The sequence below is a fragment of the Streptomyces scabichelini genome (genome assembly GCF_011045015.1).
GTDB classification, from domain to species: domain Bacteria; phylum Actinomycetota; class Actinomycetes; order Streptomycetales; family Streptomycetaceae; genus Streptomyces; species Streptomyces scabichelini.
This window is the reverse complement of record NZ_JAAKZY010000022.1, coordinates 1-21,583: the sequence shown is the minus strand read 5'-3', so window position 1 is coordinate 21,583 and position 21,583 is coordinate 1. Positions and strand designations below refer to the sequence as shown.

General features: G+C 69.2%; 21 protein-coding genes. 9 read left to right on the top strand and 12 right to left on the bottom strand.

Translation table 11 applies throughout. The features are described from left to right. Positions 1–238: 238 nt before the first annotated feature. Positions 239–1,042, top strand: a complete 804-nt coding sequence (locus G5C60_RS09670; protein ID WP_165256854.1) for an HAD family hydrolase — start codon at positions 239–241, stop codon at positions 1,040–1,042. Here G5C60_RS09670 and G5C60_RS09665 read toward each other — a convergent pair. Beyond that, positions 1,011–1,880 (bottom strand): GntR family transcriptional regulator, encoded by an 870-nt coding sequence (locus G5C60_RS09665; protein ID WP_165256852.1) that lies wholly within the window; start codon positions 1,878–1,880, stop codon positions 1,011–1,013. The genes G5C60_RS09670 and G5C60_RS09665 overlap by 32 nt on opposite strands. 169 nt (positions 1,881–2,049) lie before the next feature. Here G5C60_RS09665 and G5C60_RS09660 point away from each other — a divergent pair, with 169 nt between their 5' ends. Continuing rightward, positions 2,050–2,232 (top strand): hypothetical protein, encoded by a 183-nt coding sequence (locus tag G5C60_RS09660; protein ID WP_165256849.1) that lies wholly within the window; start codon positions 2,050–2,052, stop codon positions 2,230–2,232. Between the two features lie 7 nt (positions 2,233–2,239). Here G5C60_RS09660 and G5C60_RS09655 read toward each other — a convergent pair whose 3' ends face one another. The 3 genes from G5C60_RS09655 to G5C60_RS09645 form a co-directional block, all read right to left on the bottom strand. Beyond that, positions 2,240–3,112, bottom strand: coding sequence for a GntR family transcriptional regulator (locus G5C60_RS09655; RefSeq protein WP_165256847.1), 873 nt, complete (start codon positions 3,110–3,112; stop codon positions 2,240–2,242). Between the two features lie 64 nt (positions 3,113–3,176). Then, positions 3,177–3,911 (bottom strand): HAD family hydrolase, encoded by a 735-nt coding sequence (locus tag G5C60_RS09650; RefSeq protein ID WP_338145761.1) that lies wholly within the window; start codon positions 3,909–3,911, stop codon positions 3,177–3,179. Positions 3,912–3,940: 29 nt separating this feature from the next. Further along, complete coding sequence (locus G5C60_RS09645) at positions 3,941–4,819, bottom strand: winged helix-turn-helix domain-containing protein (protein ID WP_165256842.1); 879 nt, start codon at positions 4,817–4,819, stop codon at positions 3,941–3,943. Positions 4,820–5,036: 217 nt separating this feature from the next. Between G5C60_RS09645 and G5C60_RS09640 the strand changes: the two genes are divergently transcribed. Continuing rightward, positions 5,037–5,225: a hypothetical protein gene (locus G5C60_RS09640; protein WP_165256840.1), complete on the top strand. Its 189-nt coding sequence runs from the start codon at positions 5,037–5,039 to the stop codon at positions 5,223–5,225. 48 nt (positions 5,226–5,273) lie between these two features. Here G5C60_RS09640 and G5C60_RS09635 read toward each other — a convergent pair whose 3' ends face one another. Further along, the gene (locus tag G5C60_RS09635) at positions 5,274–6,194 is read right to left on the bottom strand and encodes a winged helix-turn-helix domain-containing protein (protein ID WP_165256838.1); all 921 of its coding nucleotides are present in this window, start codon (positions 6,192–6,194) and stop codon (positions 5,274–5,276) included. Between the two features lie 255 nt (positions 6,195–6,449). On the opposite strand from G5C60_RS09635, the gene G5C60_RS09630 reads away from it, so the two are divergent. After that, a complete protein-coding gene (locus G5C60_RS09630) occupies positions 6,450–6,638 on the top strand; it encodes a hypothetical protein (protein WP_165256834.1) in 189 nt (62 codons plus the stop codon). Between the two features lie 109 nt (positions 6,639–6,747). Here G5C60_RS09630 and G5C60_RS09625 read toward each other — a convergent pair whose 3' ends face one another. Beyond that, on the bottom strand, positions 6,748–8,046 hold the full coding sequence (locus tag G5C60_RS09625) for a GNAT family N-acetyltransferase (protein ID WP_165256831.1): 1,299 nt from the start codon (positions 8,044–8,046) through the stop codon (positions 6,748–6,750). Between the two features lie 169 nt (positions 8,047–8,215). Here G5C60_RS09625 and G5C60_RS09620 point away from each other — a divergent pair, with 169 nt between their 5' ends. Next, positions 8,216–10,219 carry an NAD-binding protein gene (locus tag G5C60_RS09620; RefSeq protein WP_165256828.1) on the top strand — a complete coding sequence of 668 codons (2,004 nt, stop codon included), beginning with the start codon at positions 8,216–8,218 and terminating at the stop codon, positions 10,217–10,219. Between the two features lie 190 nt (positions 10,220–10,409). Here the strand turns inward: G5C60_RS09620 and G5C60_RS09615 are convergent, their stop codons facing one another. Next, positions 10,410–10,811, bottom strand: coding sequence for a nuclear transport factor 2 family protein (locus G5C60_RS09615; RefSeq protein WP_165256824.1), 402 nt, complete (start codon positions 10,809–10,811; stop codon positions 10,410–10,412). Between the two features lie 126 nt (positions 10,812–10,937). Here G5C60_RS09615 and G5C60_RS09610 point away from each other — a divergent pair, with 126 nt between their 5' ends. Then, entirely contained in the window at positions 10,938–12,791 is a 1,854-nt protein-coding gene (locus G5C60_RS09610; RefSeq protein ID WP_206439301.1) for a S9 family peptidase, read from the top strand. A 63-nt stretch (positions 12,792–12,854) separates the two neighbouring features. Beyond that, positions 12,855–13,667, top strand: coding sequence for an SURF1 family cytochrome oxidase biogenesis protein (locus tag G5C60_RS09605; RefSeq protein WP_165256820.1), 813 nt, complete (start codon positions 12,855–12,857; stop codon positions 13,665–13,667). A gap of 166 nt (positions 13,668–13,833) precedes the next feature. Here the strand turns inward: G5C60_RS09605 and G5C60_RS09600 are convergent, their stop codons facing one another. The 4 genes from G5C60_RS09600 to G5C60_RS09585 all read right to left on the bottom strand — a co-directional run bounded on the left by G5C60_RS09600 (position 13,834) and on the right by G5C60_RS09585 (position 18,495). Next, on the bottom strand, positions 13,834–15,054 hold the full coding sequence (locus G5C60_RS09600) for a hypothetical protein (protein ID WP_277611166.1): 1,221 nt from the start codon (positions 15,052–15,054) through the stop codon (positions 13,834–13,836). After that, positions 15,051–15,626, bottom strand: a complete 576-nt coding sequence (locus tag G5C60_RS09595; RefSeq protein WP_165256818.1) for a SigE family RNA polymerase sigma factor — start codon at positions 15,624–15,626, stop codon at positions 15,051–15,053. The genes G5C60_RS09600 and G5C60_RS09595 overlap by 4 nt, the downstream gene beginning before the upstream one ends. 459 nt (positions 15,627–16,085) lie before the next feature. Continuing rightward, a complete protein-coding gene (locus G5C60_RS09590; protein ID WP_165256815.1) occupies positions 16,086–17,159 on the bottom strand; it encodes an aspartate-semialdehyde dehydrogenase in 1,074 nt (357 codons plus the stop codon). 58 nt (positions 17,160–17,217) lie between these two features. Further along, a complete protein-coding gene (locus G5C60_RS09585) occupies positions 17,218–18,495 on the bottom strand; it encodes an aspartate kinase (protein WP_165256804.1) in 1,278 nt (425 codons plus the stop codon). Between the two features lie 236 nt (positions 18,496–18,731). Between G5C60_RS09585 and G5C60_RS09580 the strand changes: the two genes are divergently transcribed. Together G5C60_RS09580 and G5C60_RS09575 are read left to right on the top strand one after the other, a co-directional pair. After that, on the top strand, positions 18,732–19,463 hold the full coding sequence (locus G5C60_RS09580) for a response regulator (RefSeq protein ID WP_165256802.1): 732 nt from the start codon (positions 18,732–18,734) through the stop codon (positions 19,461–19,463). After that, entirely contained in the window at positions 19,460–20,872 is a 1,413-nt protein-coding gene (locus G5C60_RS09575; protein WP_165256800.1) for a sensor histidine kinase, read from the top strand. Before G5C60_RS09580 ends, G5C60_RS09575 begins: the two co-directional genes overlap by 4 nt. Here the strand turns inward: G5C60_RS09575 and G5C60_RS09570 are convergent. Then, positions 20,838–21,356, bottom strand: a complete 519-nt coding sequence (locus G5C60_RS09570) for an SgcJ/EcaC family oxidoreductase (protein ID WP_165256798.1) — start codon at positions 21,354–21,356, stop codon at positions 20,838–20,840. The genes G5C60_RS09575 and G5C60_RS09570 overlap by 35 nt on opposite strands. Positions 21,357–21,583 lie beyond the last annotated feature (227 nt).

Here is a 21,583-nt window from a genome sequence, read left to right as displayed (position 1 = left end):
CCGATTCCGGTGACATTGCCCGTTCTCTCGCTGAGACCGCACCAGTGGTGACGGATTGGAGCACGCTACTCCTCCGCGGATGAGCATGGTGCCAGAACCGTTTCCCTGAGTCGCAACCGTCCCTTGCGTGAGTGGCGGAACGCCCGCTTGTACGGCAACGGATTCATGACCACGTACCCGGGCGTGTCCGTTCCCGGGCGCGTCCAGATCCCATGCTCCCGTGGTCCACACTGGCCCGGTGACGACCAAGAGCCCCACAGACAACAAACTTGATGAACCCGGCGAACCCGGCGAACAAGAGGCCCTACGGGCGCTTCTGCATGGAGTGGATGCGGTGCTCCTCGACTTCGACGGCCCCATCTGCGACCTGTTCGGCCCGGCGCCGACCGCGCCCATCGCCGAGGAGGTCAAGGTCATGGCACGGGAGGAGTGGGGCGTACTGGACCGGGCGGTCGAGGACTGCGACGACTCGCACGGCATCCTGCTGCGGCTCAGCGACATGCGCGACCGGACGTCACCGGTCCCTCTCAGCCGTACACCGCTCGACCTGGCACACAGAATTGTCACGCGGCATGAATACGCAGCTGTCGCCTCCGCCGAGCCCGCCCCGGGCGTCGAGCCGCTGCTGGACGCCCTGCTCGATCTCGGCAAGCGCCTGGTGGTGGTGAGCAACAACGCCGAGGGGCCCGTGTGGGAGTACCTCAAGCGCAGGGGGCTCCAGTCGAAGTTCGTGGATGTCTGCGGCCGTGATCCGCACGAGCCGCGCCATATGAAGCCGCACCCCGACTCGTTGCACCGCGCGCTGAAGTGCCTGAACGGTCTGGCCCCCTCCCGTGCCCTCATGGTCGGGGACCAGCTCACCGACCTGGCGGCGGCGCGGACGGCGGACGTCCGATTCCTCGGCTACACCGGCGATGCGGAACGGATGCGGGACATGAGACGGGGCGGTGCGGATTGGGTGGTCGCCTCGCATGCTCCGGTGGTCACCGCCGCCCGGACACTTGTGGGGGCTACGCCGAGAGCAGGTTCCACACCGAGTTGAACCAGTCCTGCATGCTGTTCACGAAGAAGGTGCCCGGAGAGTCCGGGTCGTCGTCCTTGACATAGTGCGTGAGGCTGGCGCCGATCCCGACGACGTCGATCGCGTCGATCTCCTCGTTCTTGTCCAGGAAGATGGGGCGTTCGGTCACCTCGTACGGTCCGAACAGCGCCCCGGTGCCATTGAGCAGGTAGAGCTTGAAGACCGGTATCAGCGGTGCGTGGCGGATATCCAGGCTGACCTCCGGCACGAGGTTCTCGACGCGCAGAGAGTCGAGAACGTCCCGCAACGAGGCCGTGGACCGGTGTGCGATGGACCGCAGGCGCTCCCGCGGGCGCGCATCGGTCGGGTCGTCCTTGGCGCGCGGATAGGGCAGTTCGAGCGTCTCGGACGGCAGCAGCATGCGCACGGCTATGCGCCGTGGGGCGATCTCCTCCACGCGGATGCGCTCCGCCTGCAGCCGGATGTGCGTGTCCAAGGACTGGGACGTCAACGTGTAGACATCCAGGGTGACTTCGGGCTCGCTGAATGCCTCGCCGATCATTGGGCCCAGCCTCATATGGCCCGGCTTCGCGCTCGGCACCGTCGTGGTCCGTATCCGCTGGGCTTTGATCACACGGGAGCCGCTGCCCTGACGTGACTCGATCCAGCCTTCGGTGACCAGTGCCCTCAGGACGCGCTGCACGGTGTCCCTGGAGACATCGAAGTGTTTGGCGAGCTCTCGCTGCGGTGGCAGCCGGCTGCCGACTTGGTACGTGCCGTCCGTCAAGCGAGTCCGCAGCGCGTCCAGGACACGCTCGAACTCCCTGCCACCACTATCGCCGGTCCGTTCATCACCCACATGCCGACCGTACCGCTTCCGACCGACAAGCAAACCGGTTCCAGTCAACTTTGCAAGACAATTTGACTGCTCTGGTTAGGTGATCAGACCGACAGGGCAGAACCACATTGAGTCAACCAGTCCAATTGGACCGAGAGTTGATCGCTCGACTGGACTCAAGGGGTGGGAGATGGTCTTCTTTCAACTGCTGTCGGCGGTTCTGGGCCTCGGCCTGGAGCAGGCTGTTCAATGGCGGTACGGCGCCATGGGCGTCGTCTGCCTGATACTGGTCGCCTGGGGGGTCCGGGCCCGCAACTCGACGTGCCTGACCGTTGCCGCCGTGTTGTTCGTGCTGTTGATGGCTCAGGCCTGAGGACTGGCTACTCGGCGAGCAGGTTCCAGAGGGAGTCGAACCAGGACTGCATGCTGTCGACGAAGACCGACCCCTGTGAATCCGGGTCGTCGTCCTTGACGTAGTGCGTGAGGACGGCCCCGAGGCCGAGCACGTCGAGGGCATCGATCTCCTCGCCGCTCTCCAGCTCGATGCGGCGCTCGACCACCTCGTACGGGCCGTGCAGCACTTCGGCACCGTTGAACACGTAGAGCTTGAATGCCGGGGTCAGCGGCACATGCCGGATCTCGACGTCCACGATGGGGACCAGGCCCTCGGTCCGCAGGTCCCGTAGGGCGCCTCGCAGCGACGCCGTGTGCCGGCGGGCGATGCCGAGGATGCGTTGTCGCATGGCCTCGTTGTAGGCGGGGTCCATGGCTCGCGGATAGGGCAGTTCCAGTTGCTCGGAAGGCAGCAGCATGCGCAGCGCGATGCGCTGCGGTGCTGTCTCCTTCGCGCGGATCCGTTCCGTCTGCACCCTGACGTGGGCGTTGAGGGACTCGGACGTCAGTGTGTAGACATCCAGGGTGACCTCGGGCTGCTCGAATGCCCTACTGATGAGACTGGACAGCGTCACGGCGCGACCCCATCGCGCTGCTCCCGCCGTCGGGGACTGGATCCGCTGTGTCCTGATCACGCGGGTTCCGCTGCCCGAACGCGATTCGATCCAGCCTTCGCCGTGCAGCGCCTTCAGAACCCGCTGCACGGTGTCCCGGGAGACACGGAAGTGTTCGGCGAGCTCTCGCTGCGACGGCAGCCGGTTGCCGACCTGGTACGTGCCGTCAGTCAGGCGAGTCCGCAGCGCCTCCAGGACACGCTCGAACTCCCAGCCACCCCGCTCTCCCGTCCAGTACCCGCCCACGCACCGACAGTACCTCCGTCAACCACCAAGCAAGCCAGTCCAATTGGACGCACAGCCGTTCGTCTCACGGCCTCCGGGCGCGACTCAAGCCCTCCGTCCGCAAAAGCCTCAGCACCGGCTCCAACGAGTCCACGATGTGGTGGGGATCCGTGCCCGCCTCCTGGAGGAGCTTGTTCTTGTGCCCGTTACGCGCGTAGCCCAAGAACGGAACACCAGCCTGCCGAGCAGCGACGAAGTCGGAGGGCGCGTCGCCGATCATCAGTGCTGCGGACGGCGCCGCTCCCATCGCGTTGAGCGCGCAGCGCAGGTAGTACGGGTCCGGCTTGAGGCGTTGCAGGTCCTGGGAGCGGCCGTAGATGTGGGGGGCGAAGGAGGAGACCAGGCCGCGGCTCGCCAGGTATTTGCGGACCACCCGCGGGGAGTTGTTCGTGGCGATGGCCAGCCGGGCGCCCACCGCCGTCCAGGTGCGTATCAACGGGTCGGCGTACGCCGTGGGCATCGACGAGGACGCCGCCCGGAGTTCCTCCTGGGTGAGACGTTCCTCCAGTTCCGCCACGAGGTCACTGCCGGGGTGCAGGCGATCGACGGCGCGCAGGACGCTGTGCGGGTCCAGGGACTCGCGTTCCGTCTCCGTCAGCAGCCCGTGCAGGCCCTGTCGTTCGAGCCACTCCACCAGGTCGCTCGCCACGCGCCCCGCCTTGTGCCCCGCGAACAACCGGCATATCGGACCGTCGAAGTCCCACAGGACGAACCGCGCTCCCGTGATCAGTCTCCGCAAGTTCTCTGTCTCTGCTGTCACCAGCTCAGTCTGCGTCGTATCAGAAGTCACTAGGAGAGTGTCAGGTCAGTGGTGATGGTTGCCCAGAGGGCGTCGAACCACTTCTGGGACTGTTCGACGAAGGCCGCGTCCCGTTCGCCGGCGCCTTTCGCGAAGGAGAAGAGGAGGGACGCGGAGCCCAGGGCGTCGTACATGTCCAGGGTTCCGGTGTCCCACTCCTCCTCGCGCCTGGTCAGCATGTAGTACGCGATCAAGGCCTCGACCTCGTTGAGCAGGTACAGCTTCACCGGCGGAGTGAACGGCAGCGCGCGGAACGTCACATGGACGTCGATGCCGTGGGAGGCACGCAGGGCCTGGAGGTTGTAGCGCAGAACCTGGCCCTGGGCGTTGCGCTGCTCCAGCCAGCGCCGGTGGACAGGGTCGTCATCGCTGCGGCCGTCCACCGGGACCGGGAAGGCGAGGTTGATGTCCCGGGAGGGCATCAGGATGCGTACGTCGATGGATTCCGGGCGGATGGTGCCCTCGTGGATGTGGCGCACCGGTTCGGCCAGGGCGGTCAGCAGGGTCTCGGCGGTGAGGCAGGCCGCGTCGATGCGTACGTGTTTGGCCTTGAAGGCATGCATCAGCTGTGGAGCCAGGCCCACCATCGTCGGCTGGGGCTTGTCGGTGGGCGGGGTCACCTCGGCGATGCGCGGCGGGCTGCCCTTGCTGACGTTGCTGAGCAGGCCGTCCTCCTGGAGGGCGCGGAGCGCCTGACGGACGGTGCCGCGCTCCACGCCGAACTCCTCGGCGAGTTCGGCCTGCGTGGGCAGGCGGTCTCCGGCCCTCAGCTCGCCGCCGCGGATGCGGTCCCGCAGGATGTCGGCGATCTCCTGGGGCGAGAGCCTTCTGCTGCCGTTCACTGCAACGTTCTCCTGGGTCACGACCAAACGCTACAACTTCAATCCATCTTAGGCGAGTTGTTCGGGAGTTGTCGGTTACCTTCGACCAACTGAGGGTAAGTTAGTCATAGTTGGCAACCAACTAGGCCAAGATGGTGGAACCTTCCCCTCCTTTCGCAACCACTTGGCAGCTACGCAGTACCCGCCTGGATGTACGCCCTGCCTGTCACCGGAAGCCCCACCACTCACCGAAGGAGGATCCACCATGCCCGCCATCGCCCTCATCCCCGCAGTCTTCGTCGTCGGCTTCGAGCAGCTCGTCGAATGGCGGTACGGCCCCGTCGGCATCTTCGGCCTGCTTCTGCTCAGCATCGGGATCAAGACGAAGAACTCCACCTGCAGCTCCGTCGGGGCTCTTCTGCTGGCCGTGCTCGTCACGGGCCCGGCCCTGTGAGCTGGGACGACCCCGCCCACGCCCCCGAAGACCCACTCCCGGGAGACCTCAGCTCGTGAGCTCCAGCTCCGAACTGATGGTCTCCCACAGTGCGTTGAACCACAGATTCGACTGCTCCACGAACGTGGTGTCACGCAGCCCCGCGCCCTGTTCGAAGGGGAACAGCATCGACTGCGTACCCTCGGCGTCGTACATCTCCAGGTACTCGTGGTCGATCTCCTCGCCGCGCCGCGTGAGCGTGTAGTACGCGAACAGCGCCTCCGCCCCGTTGAGCAGGTACAGCTTGACCGGCGGAGTGAACGGCAGCGCGCGGAAGAGGACCCGTACGTCGATACCGTGCGTGGCCCGTAAGGCCAGCAGGTTGTGGCGTAAGACCTGGCCCTGGGCGTTGCGCTGGGACAGCCAGCGCTCGTGCAGCAGGTCGTCCTCGCTCCGGCCCGTCACGGGCACCGGGAAGGCGAGGTCGATCTCACGGCTCGGAAGCAGCACCCGGACATCGACCTTGGCCGGTTTCATACGGCCTTCGTGGATGAGACGGAGGGGCTCGCCCATGGCGAGTGTGAGGGAGACCGCCGTCAGGCACAGGGCGTCGATCTCCACGTGAGGGGCCGCGAAGGCGGCCGCTATCCGCGGCGCGAGCGCCACCATGGTGGGCTGCGGCGCAGTTCCAGGTCCTGGCGGGGCCTGGTCTATGTGCTGGGCGACGGTCGCCGGGCTCCCTTTGGACACGTTGGACAGCAGGTGTTCCGACTGCAGGATGCGCAGTGCCTGGCGTACGGCCCCGCGCTCGACGCCGAACTCGTCTGCCAGCTTGGCCTGCGTGGGCATGCGCTGTCCCGGCTGCAGCTCACCGGACCTGATCCGGCTGCGCAACTCGTCTGCCACCTCGCGGTGTGACCGAGGTGACCGATGCGACCGCTGAGGCCGATTCCGCCCATTGACGGCGACGTGTTCCGGGTCCACAACCAAACACTACAACTTCGCGCCATCTTTGGGCAGTTACTGGGAAGGTGGTTATGAGACGCTTCCAAGCGGAGATAAGTCCCTTGGAGTTGGTCGCCAACTTTAGCAACATGGCCGAACTTTCCGGAGGTTGGTCACCACCGGTGACTGCATCGACCAGTTGGTCACCGCCGGTGATTCCGTCGGTCACGCGGCCAAGCCTCGCCCAGGGGGCCCACCTCCCGTCCCAGGGAGGGTCCCCACCCCGAAGGAGGGACCGTCATGCCGCTCATCGCCACCCTCGCCATCGCCGGCCTCATCATCGGCTTCGAACAGTTCGTCCAGCTGAAGTTCGGGGTGATGGGCCTCATCGCGTTCGTCGCTCTCTCCATCGGCATCAAGGCCAAGAACACCTACATCGGCGGCATCGGAGCGTTCATCCTCGTGTTGCTGCTGGCCCAGTCCGGCTGACCGGACGCCACCGTCCGTCAGTCCGGCTGACCGGGCTCCCTTCCGGAGGGGAGCCGGGAGCTCGGTCAGTCCGTTACCTCACGCTACGGAGAAGGAGGTGACACCGAACTCAGAAGACGTCCGGGCACCACGGTCGCCTGGACGTACGCAACAGGGCGTCGGCGGCGGTTGCGGCGCCCGCCCGCGACTCGGCCACCCGGCCGAGCGCGGCGAGCCGCACCGCCGACTCGTCCCCGAGCCAGAGCGCCGCCAACTCACCCGCATCCAGCGTGAGTTCGGCGGCGTCCGTCGTCCGCACGCAGCTCGCCCCGTCCGGTGACGCATCCAGCCGGTACCGCCCGGTGGACAGGCCGTCCGAGTCGGTGACCTCCAGCACGAGCGTCCCGGATGCGGCGTACGTACGCGCCTCAAGAGCCCGTACGACATCCAGGATCCGCACCCAGAGCCAGTCGGCCTGCGTGGTGATCCGCGCGGCCCGCGGGTCCGGCAGCAGGTGCGGCACCAGGTCGTCCGGAGCGCGCCAGCCCGTCTTCACCGTCGCGACCCAGTCCACCGAGCAGAGGTACCGCCACAGCGCGCGCTCCGCGGCCGGAGACACCGCGATCATGTCCTTCACCGTCGCCGTGTTGAGCGGCTGCTTGGCATCGCCCCAGTGGTCGTCGACGGTGTAGGTGAGCAGGCCCTCGACCTCGCCGTGCGCATTCCGGTAGGCGGCGTAGAAAAGCTCGGTCCACTTCTCCCGGTCCAGCGTCAGCGCACCGGTGGCAGCCTGCCACCACCGCTCGTCCCGGTCGACCACCCCGGCCTGGACCCGCCTGAGCCGCTCATGCAGCTCCGGCCCGATCTTGCGTACGTCCTCGCCGTCCACGAGGTCGATCCGCCCGCCGTCGTCCGGGCCCGCCCACCGGGGATCAAGACCCGTCCGCGGCACATCGATCGTCCACTCGGTGGCGGTGGTGGCCGGTCCGAACCCGTACCGCCCGTAGATCTGATACTCCGCGGCGATCAACGTCGCCACGACGTCGCCCCGCTCCTTCGCGGCGGCCAGGTCCCGCGCCATCATCCGCGTGAGCAGCCCACGCCGGCGGTGGGTGGGGGTGACGGTCACATTCGAAATGGCGTCGGCCGGTACGACAGTCCCGCCCACCGCCGTGAGCTCCTGCGCGAACGACCGGAACGTCGCCACGCACCGCCCGCCGTCGAACGCCCCCAGGGTCCGCTCCGGCACGGTGTACGTACTCCGGTCCGCGACCTCGGCCTCCGACACGGCAGGCGGTCGCAGAAAACCGGTGTTCAGCGCGCGGGTCCAGTCCGGTAGCTCGGCTTCGGTGATCGGGCGTACGTCCATGTCTCGTACGTCTCGTACGTCTATGGCTCGTACGTCTGTGTCCTGGCGGTGGCGGCTCATGTGGTCACCCTAGGCAGATGTGCACCGGCCACCCCAGGGAATTTCGGACCGGCAGGAACGCGGGAGATACGTCAAGGGCGGCGGTGGAACCACCCGTGCTGGTGAGGCAGTCTTTGCTGGTGTGGCGAGCCTTCCGAATCAGAGCAGGTCAGGTGACGGTGCCGCGCACATGGTGGTGTGCGGGGACGACGCCCTGGCGCACCGGCTGGCGGCCGAGTTGCGCGGGGTGTACGGGGAGCAGGTGACGCTGGTCGTGCCGTCCGCCGAACGGACCGTAAGACCACCGGTCGTCGGCCGGGCGTCGGCACTGTTCGACCGGGTGTCGGCGGCGGTGAGCCGGGCCGCGGGCAACGGCGATGGCGGGGGCGAGGCTTCGTCGGGGCGGACCACCGCCGGAGGCCCGCAGGGGGAAACGGTCGTGGAGACCGCAGATCTGACTGAGGCCGTGCTCGCCGAAGTGGGCGTCGAGCGGGCGGACGCGCTGGCGCTCGTGTACGACGACGACGAGACGAACATCCGCGCCGCGCTCACCGCCCGCCGCCTCAACCCCAGGCTTCGCCTGGTCATCCGGCTCTACAACCGCCGCCTGGGCCAGCACCTCAAAGCCCTGCTGGACCAGGCCTCGACCCTGGCCATGGCCGGGTCCGGGGACGGCTCTGGGGACGGCTCCGGGTCCGGGGACGGCTCCAGGTCCAGGTCCGGGGACGGTGAGTCCCGCGAGCCCGGTCTCGTCGACGCTTCCACCACCGTCCTCTCCGACGCCGACACCGCCGCGCCCGCCCTGGCGGCGACCGCGGTGGCCGGGACCACCAAGGTCGTGCAGGCGGAGGGACTGATGCTGCGGGCCGTGGAACGGCCACCGCCGGGCGCGGGGCATATCGCCGACCCAGGCCTGTGCACGCTGGCCCTGCTCTCGGCGACGACCAACGACCCGGCAGGCGCGGACGGTTCCGAGAGCAGCGGTGAGAGCGGGCCCCAACTCCTGCCCGACGAAAGCTCCGTGGCCGCCGCAACCGGCCGCGGCACCGTCGTGCTCGAAACGGTGTCGTACTCCGGTCCCACCGCCCCCGCCGGCCGTGGCGTCATGCCCGCCCTGCCCTTCGCCACCCTGTTCTCCCGCCGTCTGCGCTGGTCGCTCGCGGGCCTGGTGGCCTGCGTGGTCGCGCTCGTGGTCGCGTCGACGCTGACGACGGGCGACCACCCGCTGCACGCCACGTATCTGATCCTGCTCGATCTCTTCACCATCAACGACCCCGCACTCGACCAGTCGCAGAGCCGGCAGATCCTCCAACTCCTCACCAGCCTCGTCGGGTTGCTGCTCCTTCCCGTGCTGCTCGCCGCGGTCCTCGAAGCCCTCGGCACGTTCCGCAGCGGGTCCGCGCTGCGCCGGCCGCCCCGCGGTCTCTCCGGCCATGTCGTCCTGCTCGGACTCGGCAAGATCGGTACGCGCGTCCTCACGCGGCTGCGCGAACTCGACACCCCGGTCGTATGCGTCGAAGAGGACCCAGAGGCACGCGGGATCGCGACCGCGCGCCGTCTGCGCGTGCCCGTCATCCTCGGCGACGTCACCCAGGAAGGCGTCCTGGAAGCCGCCAAGATCCGCCGGGCGCACACACTGCTCGCCCTGACCAGCGCGGACACCACCAACCTCGAAGCCGCCCTGTACGCCAGGACGGTGCGCCCCGATCTACGGGCCGTCCTGCGGCTGTACGACGACGACTTCGCCACCGCCGTCTACCGCACCCTGCGCTCTGCCCACCCCTACGCGCTCACCCGCAGCCGCAGCGTCACGTACCTGGCCGCGCCCGCCTTCGCCGGGGCGATGATGGGCCGGCAGATCCTCGGCGCCATCCCCGTCGAACGCCGGGTACTGCTCTTCGCGGCCCTGGAGGTCGCCGGGCATCCGCAACTTGAGGGCCGTACAGTCGCCGAGGCCTTCCGCGCGGGCGCGTGGCGGGTCGTCGCGCTGGACACGGCGGCTCCGGACGAACGCCGGCGCGACTTGACGACCAACCCCGCCCCGGACGCCCCCGCCCGGTCACCGGGCCTGGTGTGGGACCTGCCGCCCGGCTATGTCCTGGGCCCCGGCGACCGCGTGGTCCTGGCCGCCACCCGACGCGGGCTCGCAGAACTGCTGGGCCGCCGAGCGCTCCGCTCGGGTGTGCGGGTTTGAGGTGGGTGGGGGGAGCGTCGTACGTAGGCCGCGGGTCCGTTGTGGCTGGTCGCTCCCCCACTCTCGGCTGCGCTCGAGCGGGGGGACCCCCATCGCGGCGGAGCCGCAATTCAATGCTGCCCCGCGCCCCTAAAGGGCGCGCCCCAGCCGCACCGGACTTCGCCCGACCCGCTTAGGTGCCGAGCGCGCCTCAGTAGCGCTCCACCAAGTGCTCCCGCCCCGCCGGAGGCTCGTACGGCTCGGGCCAGAAGTCCGTGACCGATATGACGCGGCCCTCCTCGTCCCCCGTGAAGAACGAGATGCCGTACATCTCCTCCAGACCCACCGTGAAGTGGATCCAGGTGACGACCTGCCCGGGCTCGGCGACCATGCGCTCGAGCCGCAGATGCCAGTCGCCGGGATACTCCCGGTTGAACCGGACGTACTTCTCCCGCCCGCGGATGCGCTCGCGCGTCTGGGGCAGGGTGTAGACGACGTCCTCCGCGAGTGTCTCCGCGAAAGCCGCCCAGTCGCGGGCCGCGGCCGTGGCCCAGAAGGTCTCAACTGTCTTGCGCAGATCGGTCAGTTCACCCGGATCGGTCGATGAGGTCATACCGCGATAGTGCACCCCGCCACTGACAATCGCCCTGACCTGCGAAAGTCCAGAAAGCCCACGAGTTATCCACAGGCTGGGGGGCCTCGGCAGCGGAATGTCGTCGGGAACGGGCAGTATGGGGCCATGACTGAGAGCAACGGGGCCAACCCGGACGACGGGACCATGCCGCACGACGAGGCCATGCCGGACTGGGAGAAGCGCTTCCGGGCGCCGCGCGTGTCCCTGCCGGACTGGGCGGAGGACGCACCGCACCGGTCCCTGTTCGTGTCCAACGCGACGGGGACGTACGAGTTGTACGCGTGGGATCGCGCGACGGGCGCCCAGCGTCAGGTCACGGACCGGCCCAACGGCACGACGGACGGAGTGCTGTCGCCCGACGGCGAGTGGATCTGGTGGTTCGACGACAAGGACGGGGACGAGTTCGGGATCTGGCGGCGTCAGCCGTTCGTGAGAGGGGAGGGCGCCCCGTCCGGCCCCGACGAGGCGGCGGCTCCCGGCCTCCACCCGTCGTACCCGGCCGGGCTCGCGCTCGCCCACGACGGACGTACGGCGGTCGTCGGCCGCTCGACCGACGAGGACGGCTCGACGATCCATGTCGCGCGGACCGGTGAAGACCCCGTGGAGATCTACCGGCACCGGGAGTCGGCGGGCGTCGGCGACCTCTCGTACGACGGCTCGCTGATCGCGATCGAGCACACCGAGCACGGCGACGCGATGCACTCGGCGCTGCGGGTGCTGCGGGTGGACGGCTCGACGGTCGCGGAGCTGGACGACACCAAGGGCGGCACGGTCGAGCTGGGCCTTGAGGTGCTGGGCTTCGCCCCGGTCGACGGGGACACCCGGCTGCTCGTCGGGCACCAGCGGCGCGGGCGCTGGGAGCCGATGGTGTGGGACGTCGCGTCCCGCGAGGAGACGGATCTGGCGCTGACCGAGCAGCTGGAGGGCGACCTCAGCGCCGAGTGGTATCCGGACGGTTCCGCACTGCTGATCGTGCACAGCTACGAGGCGCGCAGCGAGCTGTGGCGGTTCGAGCTGGCGTCCCGCCGGCTGGAGCGGATCCCGACGCCGAAGGGCATGGTGTCGGGGGCGACGGCCCGCCCGGACGGCAGCGTGGAGTACCTGTGGTCGTCGGCGGCCGAGCCCCCGGTGGTCCGCTCGACGTCCGGCGCGGTCGTCCTCGACTCACCCGGGATGAAGTCACCGGGATCGGTGCCCGTGGAGGACGTGTGGGTGACGGGCCCCGGCGGCCTCATCCACGCCCTCGTCCAGCGGCCCGCGGGAGTGACCGGCCCCCTGCCCACCGTCTTCGACATCCACGGCGGCCCGACCTGGCACGACAGCGACTCCTTCGCGGCGGGCCCGGCGGCGTGGGTGGACCACGGGTACATGGTGATCCGGATCAACTACCGCGGCTCGACCGGATACGGGCGGGAGTGGACGGACGCGCTCAAGCACCGGGTCGGCCTGATCGAGCTGGAGGACATCGCGGCCGTCCGGGAGTGGGCGGTGACCTCCGGTTTCGCCGACCCCGGCCGGCTGATCCTCACCGGCGGCTCCTGGGGCGGCTACCTCACACTCCTCGGCCTCGGCACGCAGCCGGACCTGTGGGCCCTCGGCATCGCGGCGGTGCCGGTCGCGGACTACGTCACGGCGTACCACGACGAGATGGAGGCCCTGAAGGCGATGGACCGCACGCTCCTCGGCGGCACACCGGAGGAGGTCCCGGAGCGCTTCGAGGCCTCGTCCCCGCTGACGTACGTCGACGCGGTCCAGGCCCCGGTCTACATCTCGGCTGGCGTCAACGACCCCCGCTGCCCCATCCGCCAGGTGGAGAACTACGTGGCCCGCCTCACCGCCCGCGACGCCGTCCACGAGGTGTACCGCTACGACGCGGGCCACGGCTCCCTGGTCGTGGACGAACGAATCAAGCAGGTCCGCCTGGAGCTGGACTTCGCGGAGAGGCACCTTGGGAAGTGACTCGCGGGGGAAGGCCGCACCCCCTCGGCCGAGCGCCCGGCAGGGCCCCGTACCGTTGAGGTTGTGTACCGGTTCCTGCTGACGCCCCGCTGGTGGGGGATCAACGTCTTCGTACTGCTGGCCATCCCCTTCTGCATCTTCATGGGCTCATGGCAGTTGGGGCGGTTCGAGGACCGTGTCCAGGACCACCGCACGGCCGACGAGAAGGTGTCCTCGGACCAGCAGGACGCGGCCCGGCCCCTCGCCGAGCTGCTGCCCGTGGACAAGGAGACATCGGGCGAGCAGGCCACGGCGACGGGCCGGTACGGGAAGCAGCTGCTCGTGCCTGACCGGGAGCTGGACGGTGAGCGCGGCTACTACGTGCTGACGATGCTGCGTACCGACGACGCCAAGGCCCTGCCCGTGGTCCGGGGCTGGCTGCCCGGTGACGCCGACGCCGCGAAGGCCCCGGCCGCTCCGGCCGGCGAGGTCACCGTCACCGGTGCGCTCCAGGCCTCGGAGAGCCCCGGCTCGGACGGTGTGAGCGCCGCCGGTGGGCTCCCCGCCGGCCAGACGGCCGCGATCAGCGCGGCATCGCTGGTGAACCTCGTGCCGTACGAGGTGTACGACGCGTGGGTCACGCTCGCCGAGGCCGGCGCGGGGATGACGGCGGTGCCCGCGAAGGCGCCGCAGGACACGGGCCTGGACCTGAAGGCGTTCCAGAACCTCGGCTACACCGGCGAGTGGTTCGTCTTCGCGGGCTTCGTGGTCTTCATGTGGTTCCGGCTGCTGCGCCGGGAGGTGGAGTTCGCGCAGGACGCGGAGCTGGGCCTCGCCGAAGAACGGACGAGCGAGCCCGCGGAGGAGGCGAGGACATCGTCCTCGCCCATGGCCTGAGCACCTGACGGCCCGCGGACTGAAGCCCGAGGCCCACGGTTGGAGCACCCGACGGGCCACGGCCTGAACTCCGCCGCCCCACGGCCTGCCGGGGCATGGCCTGAAGTCCCACGTGCCGGGGCATGGCCTGAACACCCGGCCTCACAGCAGACCGTCGTACCGCGGGTCACGACCCGGCGAGCACTCCGGTCCGGTACACCGTCCCCGCGCAGGCGTTGGGCACGGTCGCCGAAGCCGTCGGTGCGCCGCCCTCCGCCGTGTTCGACACCACGACGCTGCCGTCCTGGACGCCGCCCTCCGTGGCGAGCTGCGTGGTCGTGCCGCCGTCGCCGCCCTCCGAGGTCGTACCGCCGCTGTCCCCGCCGGTGGTGCTGTCCGTGGGCGTCGGGTCGGGCGTCGGGTCGGGGTCGTCGGGGATGGTCGGACAGGTCTCCGAGGGAACCCAGGCGAACTGCACCTCGTATGCCGCGCCCGGCTGAAGTACCAGCGAGCCGGCCTCCGTCGACGGATCGGGCAGCCCGGTCGCCTCGTCGCCCGCGGCGTGCTGGACCACCTGGATCTTGGACGCGTCCGCCGCGCCCTGCGGGAGAGCGGACACGGAGCCCGCACCGGTGACCGTGCAGCCGGCGGTGGAGACGTTGGCGATACGGAAGCTGCCGTAGACGGCGCCGCCGGCGTCCGGGGCGCCGACGTTCGAGGTGACGTTGCCGAGCTGCGCGGACGTACAGGTGGGCGAGTTCGCGGCGGAGGCCGAGGGCTCCACGCCGCCGGTGGCGCCGCTGCTCTCCCCCTTGTCCTTGCCCGGTGTCTCCTTCTTGTCGTTCTTGTCCTTCTCCTTGGACTTGCCCGGGGAGCTGCCGGGACCGCTGTCCGTGCTGTCCTGGCCCGCGCCCTGACTCGCCCCGCCCTGGGTCTTCGAGGTCTGGTGCGCGGCGTTGGAGGGGTCCGCGTCGGAGCCGGCGGAGTTCGAGACGTGCACGAGGGCCGGTACGGCCATACAGACGAAGAGCGTGGCGGCCGCCGCGCCGACGACGGCCTGGCGCTTGCGCGCCCGACGGGCCGGCACCGCGCGCCGCAGATGCTCCAGCGTGCCGTCGGTGGGTTCGATCTCCTGCACAGCCTGATGCAGCATCCTGCGCAACGCCAGCTCGTCGGACGCGAGGCCCTCCGCTCCTCCCAGGCCGGGGACAGCGCCTCCGGGACCCGGGACACCGGAAGTGCCCGGCGCACCCGGCGCACCCGGCCCGCCCGACTCTCGCGGGCCCGGATTCTCCGAGGGGCCGTGGTTCACAGTTCCGTTCCCAGCGTGGCGCTCATGATCGTGCTCGTACCCATGCTCGTACTTCTTGTCATCGCGCTTCTTGTCATCGCGCTCGTGGTCGCTCATGCCGACGCCTCCATGGCGACGCGCAGGGCCGCGATGCCGCGCGAGCCGTACGCCTTCACCGAGCCGAGCGATATGCCCAGCGTCTCGGCGACCTGCGCCTCGGTCATGTCCGCGAAGTAGCGCAGAACCAGGACCTCGCGCTGGCGGCGCTGGAGGCCCTTCATGGCCTTGATCAGGGCGTCGCGCTCCAGTTGGTCGTACGCGCCCTCCTCCGCGCTCGCCATGTCGGGCATCGGCTTGCTCAGCAGCTTCAGGCCGAGGATGCGGCGGCGCAGCGCGGAGCGCGACAGATTGACGACGGTCTGGCGCAGATACGCGAGGGTCTTCTCCGGGTCGCGTACGCGCTTGCGCGCCGAGTGCACCCGGATGAAGGCCTCCTGCACGACGTCCTCGCAGGAGGCGGTGTCGTCGAGGAGGAGCGCCGCGAGGCCCAGGAGCGAGCGGTAGTGGGCGCGGTAGGTCTCGGTGAGATGGTCGACGGTGGTGCCCGCGGCCATGGTGTCGTCAGCGCCCTCGCGCTGGTCCGGGATGCGGGTGGGCCGAGCTGCGGGCATAGGGGCGATCACCGGCATGCCGCCGGACGCACCGGACAAGCGGGGTCGGCGGGGCGGGCGCAGGGCTGTGGCCCGCGCGGCTGCAGTGAAATCGAGTACCTCTGCCACGCCAGTTGGACACGTTTCCCCCCGTCAGGGTTGTACGCGACAGGCATCACATTTGTGTCAGACGGCGCGTCCGACTCCGCGCCCGACAATGTGTCGAATGCCTTCATGCGTACCAGCTCTTCCTTTATGCCCCATGTGACGTGGCGTCCGGCCGCCCTCAAGGGCGACCGCAAAGACGCTCCCCGCCCTCCGCTCGGTTGCGGAGAACGGGGAGAAAAATCTTCGAACGCCGAAGGCTCCGATTCAGTGGTCCGGACCAGCGGCTGAACCACCAAACTCACACAGATTCTACAAACGTTTCAACCCAAGACCGCACGTTTTCCGGCGGTCGGCCGTCTGCCGGACCGATGCCCCACCGCGAAGCGCCGTTCAGGACCCGCCCAGCTCCGCCGCCACCAACTCCGCGACCTGCGCCGTGTTCAGGGCGGCGCCCTTCCTCAAGTTGTCCCCGCACACGAAGAGTTCGAGGGCCGTCGGGTCGTCGAGCGCCCGCCGTACGCGCCCCACCCAGGTGGGGTCCGTGCCGACCACGTCGACCGGTGTCGGGAACTCGCCCGCCGCCGGGTCGTCGAAGAGCACCACCCCGGGCGCTGTGGCGAGAATCTCGCGGGCCTGGTCGACGGTGACCTCACGCTCGAAGCAGGCGTGGACGGTCAGCGAGTGCGTGGTGACGACGGGCACGCGTACGCAGGTGACGGCGACGCGCAGGTCAGGCAGCCCGAGGACCTTCCGGGACTCGTCCCGTACCTTCATCTCCTCCGAGGACCAGCCGTCCTCCCGCGCGGTCCCGGCCCACGGCACCACATTGAGCGCCACCGGCTCCGGGAACGGCCCGGTGTTGTCCCCCACGGCCCGACGTACGTCACCGGGGGTCGTCCCCAGCTCCGTACCCGCGACGAGCGACAGCTGCTGCCGCAGGGTGTCGATGCCCCGGCGTCCGGCACCGCTCACCGCCTGGTACGAGGACACCACCAGCTCGCGCAGCCCGAACTCGGCGTGCAGCGCGCCCAGGGCCACGATCATGGAGAGCGTCGTGCAGTTGGGGTTGGAGACGATGCCGCGCGGCCTCAGGCGGGCGGCGTGCGGATTGACCTCCGGGACGACCAGCGGCACGTCCGGGTCCATCCGGAAGGCGCCGGAGTTGTCGACCACGACGGCGCCCTTGGCGGCGGCGATGGGCGCCCACCGCTCGGCCACCTCGTCCGGTACGTCGAACATGGCGACGTCCACGCCGTCGAAGGCGTCCTCCGTCAGCGCCACGACCTCGACCTCCTCGCCGCGCAGGGCCAGCTTTCGGCCGGCCGAGCGCGGTGAGGCGATCAGGCGGATCTCGCCCCAGATGTCCGCGCGCTGGGACAGGATCTGGAGCATGACCGTGCCGACGGCTCCGGTCGCTCCCACGACCGCGAGCGTCGGCTTTCCGGTCCGGGCGGTCCGGGCCATCAGTGGCCCGCGCCTCCGCGGGAGAGGCCTCCGTACGTCACTCCGTACGTCAGGAAGGTCATCGCCCGGTGCCTCCGTAGACGACGGCTTCGTCGCTGTCGGAGTCGAGCCCGAAGGCGGTGTGCACGGCGCGGACGGCTTCGTTGACGTCGTCGGCGCGCGTGACCACCGAGATACGGATCTCGGAGGTCGAGATCAGCTCGATGTTCACACCCGCGTCGGACAGCGCCTCGAAGAAGCCCGCCGTAACGCCGGGATTGGTCTTCATGCCCGCTCCGACCAGGGAGATCTTGCCGATCTGGTCGTCGTAGCGCAGCGACTCGAAGCCGATCGCCGTCCTCGCCCGCTCCAGCGCGTCGATGGCCTTGCGGCCCTCGGTCTTCGGAAGCGTGAACGAGATGTCCGTCAGGCCGGTGGAGGCGGCGGACACGTTCTGCACGACCATGTCGATGTTGATCTCGGCATCGGCGATGGCGCGGAAGATCACGGCGGCCTCGCCCGGCTTGTCCGGGACGCCGACGACCGTGACCTTGGCCTCGGAGGTGTCGTGCGCGACACCGGAGATGATGGCCTGCTCCACCTTCTGGTCCCCTTGCTGAATCGGCTCGTTGCTGACCCAGGTGCCCTTGAGTCCGCTGAAGGACGAGCGCACATGGATCGGGATGTCGTAGCGGCGGGCGTACTCCACACAGCGGTGGAGCAGCACCTTGGAGCCGGAGCTGGCGAGCTCCAGCATGTCCTCGAAGGAGATCCAGTCGATCTTCCGGGCCTTCTTGACCACACGCGGGTCGGCGGTGAACACGCCGTCCACGTCGGTGTAGATCTCGCAGACGTCGGCGTCGAGGGCCGCGGCCAGCGCGACCGCCGTGGTGTCGGATCCGCCACGACCGAGGGTCGTGATGTCCTTCTTGTCCTGGCTGACGCCCTGGAAGCCGGCGACGATGGCGATGTTGCCCTCGTCGACCGACGTCCGGATCCGGCCCGGCGTGACATCGATGATCCGCGCTTTGTTGTGGACCGAGTCGGTGATCACGCCTGCCTGGCTGCCGGTGAAGCTCTGGGCCTCGTGGCCCAGGTTTTTGATCGCCATCGCCAGCAGGGCCATGGAGATCCGCTCTCCGGCGGTCAGCAGCATGTCGAACTCACGCCCGGCAGGGATCGGGGATACCTGCTCGGCGAGATCGATCAACTCATCCGTCGTGTCACCCATCGCCGACACCACGACGACCACCTGGTGGCCGTTCTTCTTGGCGTCGACGATCCGCTTGGCGACTCGCTTGATGCCTTCGGCATCCGCTACGGAGGAGCCTCCGTACTTCTGCACGACAAGGCCCACGTGCGCTCCTCGCTCATTTCGTCTCGTACCGCACACTGCGGTCGGCTCAGTCTAACGAGCGGCCGAATTCCACCCGAGTGTTATCGCATCGTGAGATGTCCCGCTCACGACGTGATCCTCCGGCGCTCCGGCCGCTCCAGCACGGCATCTGCCCCGTGAACCGCCGCCCACTCGGAAAAGTGCGGCGCGTCACACCTGTCGTGGAGCCTTAAATTTCAAGCACTAAGGTTCCGCTTGTGCGCGTACTCCTGGTGGAAGACGACGAGCCGATCGCCCAGTCGCTACGGCGCGGGATGACGCGATACGGCTTCGAAGTGGAATGGGTCTCCACAGGTGGAGCGGCCCTGGCCTACGAGGACGCGTACGACGTCGTCCTCCTCGACCTCGGCCTGCCCGACACCGACGGCCTCGACGTCTGCAAGGCCCTGCGGGAGCGCGGTGACGTACCGATCATCGTGATCAGCGCGCGCAGCGACGAGACGGACCGGGTGGTCGGCCTGGAGCTCGGCGCCGACGACTACGTCTCCAAGCCCTTCGGCGTACGAGAGGTCATCGCGCGCGTGCGGGCGGTGATGCGGCGGACACAGCCGCGCGCCGCCGAGGCGACGACGGACGCCGGCCCCGACCGGTACGGGCCGCGCCTGACCATCGACCGCAAGGCCGCCCGCGTACGACTGGACGACGGGGAAGTCGCCCTCGCGCCCAAGGAGTACGACCTGCTCGCGTTCCTCACTCAGGAGCCGGGCGCGCTGATGTCACGCGAGCAGATCATGGAGGCGGTCTGGGACGCGAACTGGTTCGGGCCGACCAAGACGCTGGACGTCCATGTGGCGGCGCTGCGGCGGAAGCTGGAGGGCGCGATCACGATCGAGGCGGTACGGGGGGTCGGGTTCCGGCTCATCGTGAACGAGGGCGAGGACGAGGGCGGGGCCGACTCCCGTGACCAGGGTGACGGCAGCTCCTCATGATCCGCCAGCTCATCCGCAGTTACGTTCTGCTCGTCGCGGTCGCCATCGCCCTGTTCACCGTGCCGGTGGCCTTCACGCTCACCGACCAGTTGCGAGGCGACACCGAGTCGTCCGTCGAGCGCGAGGCCTCCACCATGGCGCTCCTCCTGGGCAGCGGCAGCACCGCCTCGTGCCAGGCCCTGGAAGAGATGGCCAGGGCGTACGAGGAGGACAAGACGCCCATCACGGTCCAGGTGACCGCCACCGAGGGCTGCGCGGAAACCCGCCTGTCCCCGCCGGACCCGGACGCCGCCCTGACCAGGGCCACAGAGAAAGGCGAAGAAACCACCGACTGGGGCTCCCCCTTCATCTGGGGACCCGAGCTGGTGATCACCGTCCCCGCCCGCGCACAGGCCGAAGAAGGGGACAACGGGAACAACGGGACCAACGACGAGGGCCCGGTCATCGGCGCCGTACGGATCGTGTACTCGACCGAGACGCTCACCTCCCGGCTGTGGACCATCTGGGGCTTCCGGGCGATCCTCGCGCTGATCGTCCTGGCCGTCGCCGCCGTGATCGGCGCCGGGGTGGCCCGCCGCCTGACCCGCCCCCTGCGTCAGCTCAACGACATGGCGAGCAAGTTCAGCGACGGAGACCTGACGGCCCGTTCCCCCGTGACGGGCCCCCAGGAGACACAGACCCTGGCGCGCACACTCAACCAGGGCGCCGAACGCCTCGACACGCTGATGTCCGCGCAGCGCATCTTCGTGGCGGACGCGTCGCACCAACTGCGTACCCCCCTCACGGCGTTGAGGCTCTCCCTGGACAACATCGCGGACGGAGTGGACGACGACTTCGTCAAGGAGGACGTGGAACAGGCGACGGCGGAGGTGGTCCGGATGAGCCGCCTGGTCAACGACCTGCTGGTGCTGGCGCGGGCCGAGGCCAAGGTGACGGCCGCGGAACCGCTGCCGCTGGGTGATGTGCTGGAGGAGCGCCTGTCGGTGTGGAGGCCGGCCGCCGACGAGCGCGGAGTGCGCATCGCGCTCGGGGGGAGTGCCGACGGCCGGCTGCTGGTGCTGGCCAGTCCCGGTCATCTGGACCAGGTCCTGGACAACGTGCTCTCGAACGCCCTGGAGGTCTCACCGGACGGCGCGACGATCACCGTCCAGGTGGAGTCCAAGGGCGACCAGGTGGTGCTGAAGGTGCTGGACCAGGGCCCCGGTATGTCGGATGCCGAGAAGTCCCGCGCCTTCGACCGCTTCTGGCGCGGTCAGGGCCTCACCGGGCGCTCCGGCTCAGGCCTCGGCCTCGCCGTCGTCAGGCAGCTGGTGACGGACGACGGCGGGACCGTTGCCCTGGAGGATGCTCCCGGGGGCGGGCTGTGCGTGGCGATCAGCCTTCGGGCATCGCAGAGGAGTGGTGGTTGACGATCTTCCACTCGCCGTCCCGCTTCTCGTACTCGTAGGTGTAGCGGGCCTCGACGACACGCTTCTTGCCGGTCTCGTGGTCGGTGAGCGTGAACTCGTACACGCCGGCGTCGATGGCGGAGTTCGAGTCGAGGACGTTGACGACCGTCTGGACCTTCTTGCCGACCGGCTTGTTCTGCAGGAAGTGCTCGAAGTAGTCGACGATTTCGGCGCGGTCTGTACGGACCTTGTTGGACACGGTCGGCAGGAGGACGGCGTCGTCCGCGTAGAGGTCGGCCACCTTCTCCGCATCGCCGGTCGCCAGGGCGTCGTTCCAGCCGTCGAAGAGTCTGGTGATCTCGGCCTTGCTCGCCTTACCGGCCTTGTTCTCCTTCTTCGGCGAGGCGTCGGAGCCGGCCGCGCTGACACCGACGGCCACGGTGCCGGCGGTGAGGAGGGCGGTAGCGGTGACGAGAGCGGCGCGTATGCGGGTCTTGCGGGTCATCGCAACTCCAGTGCGGTCGAGGTGAGTTGCTCCCTTCGCTTCCTCTGCGGCGGGAGTGACTCCAGACTCGCGTGGCACCGGTTAGGGCTGATCCAGCAGACGTACAGGTGCGGGACAGGGGCCATCCAATTCACGCCGGGTGACACTCTCGTCACGCTCAGGCCCCGCCCGTGGCCTCATTCGACCTCACCGGGCACCCGCCGCCTCGCCCCGCCCCCGCACCAGAC

What these genes read in the sequence shown, in the direction of transcription:
- G5C60_RS09660 (WP_165256849.1), top strand. Translation starts at nt 2,050, where the DNA reads ATGGTCTTCTTTCAACTGCTGTCGGCGGTTCTGGGCCTCGGCCTGGAG.
- G5C60_RS09640 (WP_165256840.1), top strand. Translation starts at nt 5,037, where the DNA reads ATGCCCGCCATCGCCCTCATCCCCGCAGTCTTCGTCGTCGGCTTCGAG.
- G5C60_RS09630 (WP_165256834.1), top strand. Translation starts at nt 6,450, where the DNA reads ATGCCGCTCATCGCCACCCTCGCCATCGCCGGCCTCATCATCGGCTTC.
- G5C60_RS09625 (WP_165256831.1), bottom strand. Translation starts at nt 8,046, where the DNA reads ATGAGCCGCCACCGCCAGGACACAGACGTACGAGCCATAGACGTACGA.
- G5C60_RS09620 (WP_165256828.1), top strand. Translation starts at nt 8,216, where the DNA reads ATGGTGGTGTGCGGGGACGACGCCCTGGCGCACCGGCTGGCGGCCGAG.
- G5C60_RS09615 (WP_165256824.1), bottom strand. Translation starts at nt 10,811, where the DNA reads ATGACCTCATCGACCGATCCGGGTGAACTGACCGATCTGCGCAAGACA.
- G5C60_RS09610 (WP_206439301.1), top strand. Translation starts at nt 10,938, where the DNA reads ATGACTGAGAGCAACGGGGCCAACCCGGACGACGGGACCATGCCGCAC.
- G5C60_RS09600 (WP_277611166.1), bottom strand. Translation starts at nt 15,054, where the DNA reads ATGAGCGACCACGAGCGCGATGACAAGAAGCGCGATGACAAGAAGTAC.
- G5C60_RS09595 (WP_165256818.1), bottom strand. Translation starts at nt 15,626, where the DNA reads ATGCCGGTGATCGCCCCTATGCCCGCAGCTCGGCCCACCCGCATCCCG.
- G5C60_RS09590 (WP_165256815.1), bottom strand. Translation starts at nt 17,159, where the DNA reads ATGGCCCGGACCGCCCGGACCGGAAAGCCGACGCTCGCGGTCGTGGGA.
- G5C60_RS09575 (WP_165256800.1), top strand. Translation starts at nt 19,460, where the DNA reads ATGATCCGCCAGCTCATCCGCAGTTACGTTCTGCTCGTCGCGGTCGCC.
- G5C60_RS09570 (WP_165256798.1), bottom strand. Translation starts at nt 21,356, where the DNA reads ATGACCCGCAAGACCCGCATACGCGCCGCTCTCGTCACCGCTACCGCC.